Consider the following 2,329-nt stretch of genomic DNA (forward strand, 5'->3'; position numbering starts at 1 on the left):
GCAACCTTACCGAGATATGCTCTGCTGATATGTACACCTACGCCCACAGCGTGGACGTGTGCGTGCTTGCCCTGACAGTAGGCGTGAAGTTCGGGTACGAGAAGAAGGACCTCCTGCGGTTGGGGATAGGGGGTCTCCTGCACGACCTGGGCAAGTCAAAGGTGCCTCCGGAAATACTGAACAAGCCGGGTAAATTGACCCCGGAAGAATTCCGGGAAATCAAAAAGCATCCCGCGTACGGTTACAAGATAATCCTGGAGTCACAGGACAGGATAGACCCCCGGAGTGCAGCCGTCATACTGAACCACCACGAGCGGTACGACGGTACGGGCTACCCGCGCGGCCTGAAAGGGGACGAGATTGACGAGATGTCCGCCATCTGTTCTGTGGCCGACGTGTACAACGCCATCACCACGGACAGGGTGTACAGGAAGGCCCACCCTCCGCACGAGGCATATGAGATGATTATGGCTTCAGGCGACCTTATGTTCAGTTCCAGGATTGTCGAGGCGTTCCTGAAATGCGTCCTGCCCTATCCTCCGGGATCGGTGGTCAGGCTTTCCAGCGGCTTGGTCGGGGTGGTCCTGCGGGTGAAGCAGGGTTTCCCTTTCAGGCCGGTCTTAAAGCTGGTGGGTTCCGGGGAAGAGCTGGACCTGTTAAAGGAAAACAGCCTGGTGATAACAGGGCTTATACAACCCGAAGAACTGCGCGAACTGATTTTGAAAGGGGGTGCGAGTACAGGTGTTGCCGTTTCCTCCTCTAGCAGGGCTGCAGGAAACAATTAGGTTCCTCCTGCCGCACGTAGCGGAAGTTACCGGGGCCGAAGAAGTCGTGATCTGCCTGGACGTGCCGGACCTGACCGGCAGGTGTGCGGTAGGGTACGGGGCGGGTAAGTTTTTCGACCCTCACGCAGTCCAGTACACCAGGGCCGGTCTGGTATTTATTCCGCTCAGGGCTGGTGGCTGGCTGACGCTGTACGGGGCGAAGAAACCGTTTGACCGGCAGGTTCTGGAACAGTACTGCTCCCAGGCGCTGGAGAACGCCGTCAAGTACGAGAGCGTCCAGCAGCAGGCCATGGTGGACGTGCTCACGGGGCTTCCGAACAGGGCGGCCCTGTACCGGAAGCTTCAGGAAGAAGTAAAACGCCTGTACAGGTTCTGCGTCCTGTTTGCGGACCTGGACGGTTTCAAGCAGATCAACGATACCTACGGCCATCTAATGGGTGATGATGTGTTAAAGAAAGCCGCAGAAGAGATAAGGAGCGCGCTGCGGGCTTCAGACTTCCTGGCCCGTTACGGGGGTGACGAATTCGTTGCCGTACTCTCGGAGACTACGAGCGAAAGGGGGGAATTAGTAGCTTCCAGGATAAGAAGCATGGCTGTCAAAGTAGGGGATGTATGGGTATCGGTGTCTGTCGGCCTGGCGGTATATCCGGAGGACGGGCTGACGCCGAAAGACCTCATCGGGCGGGCTGACAGCAGGATGTACATGGACAAGGGGAAAAACAGGGGGGATTCTTGAATGAAAGAAGTATTTTCCAGGTTCAGGGACATACCGTTTGTTCAAGGGATCAGCGCCACTACTGTTAAGGGAGAGGTAAAGCACTACAACGTGCGGGTCAGGCTGCACGGCAGGGGTGCGGAAGAAGAATTAAATAAGCTCTGGCCTTTCGGGAACATATCTACCGACGGTGACGGCGTCACGGCAGACTACATCGTTAGGCCAGAAGAAGTGGACGTTTTTTATGCGAGGCTTTCCAGGCTGTCGCCCCGGTTCGGGGAGGGGGAAGTAGCAATCGTGCTTCAGTTTAATGGACCCCTTACCGAAGAGCTCAGGCGGCGGGTTGCCAGGTCCATCCGGTCCAGCGACCGGCTTATCTGGGGCGACAACAAGGCGGCGATAATTCTCAGGAGCTGCAGTGAAGAAGCTGTCAAGGCTGTCCAGGAACGTGTCGGGGCCGTTCTTGCGGCAAACGACGACGTCTCTTTTTCCATCCGGGTCAGCATTAGCGGGTCGTAAAGCTGTACCCGGAAGCCGGGCTGGAACCCGGCTATTTTTTTGGGGGGAGGTGTTGTCTTGGGCATCTCTTACGTATTTCTGTCAGTTGCGTCTTTGCTGCTCTGGAAAATTAGGTGTACTTCAGGCGTTTGTTCTGTGTTTTCTTCCTGGAGCTTTCTTGGCCGCCCCTGGTGGCTGTGGGGAGCGCTTTACTATTCCGTAGCGGGTATCCTGTGCCTGGGTCTGGCGAAGAACAGGTTGACCGGGACCTTTTTGGCCGCCGGTGCGGTCTTTCACGCAGGGCTGGTCGGGTACGGCTATGCCGTGACCG

At 56.8% G+C, this 2,329-nt stretch carries 3 protein-coding genes; all 3 read left to right on the forward strand.

Annotation, left to right across the window (positions count from 1 at the left end; translation table 11 throughout):
- Window positions 1-785 (forward strand): HD-GYP domain-containing protein (locus tag ACPLUI_RS14000; protein WP_424660858.1); only part of this gene is annotated, 785 nt, incomplete at its 5' end.
- Window positions 742-1,521 carry a GGDEF domain-containing protein gene (locus ACPLUI_RS14005; RefSeq protein ID WP_424660859.1) on the forward strand — a complete coding sequence of 260 codons (780 nt, stop codon included), beginning with the start codon at window positions 742-744 and terminating at the stop codon, window positions 1,519-1,521. The genes ACPLUI_RS14000 and ACPLUI_RS14005, both read left to right, overlap by 44 nt.
- Entirely contained in the window at window positions 1,522-2,019 is a 498-nt protein-coding gene (locus tag ACPLUI_RS14010) for a hypothetical protein (protein ID WP_424660860.1), read from the forward strand. It begins immediately after the preceding gene.
- Window positions 2,020-2,329 lie beyond the last annotated feature (310 nt).

Origin of the sequence: Desulfofundulus sp. (genome assembly GCF_049701015.1) — a bacterium.
Lineage (GTDB): Bacteria > Bacillota > Desulfotomaculia > Desulfotomaculales > Desulfovirgulaceae > Desulfofundulus.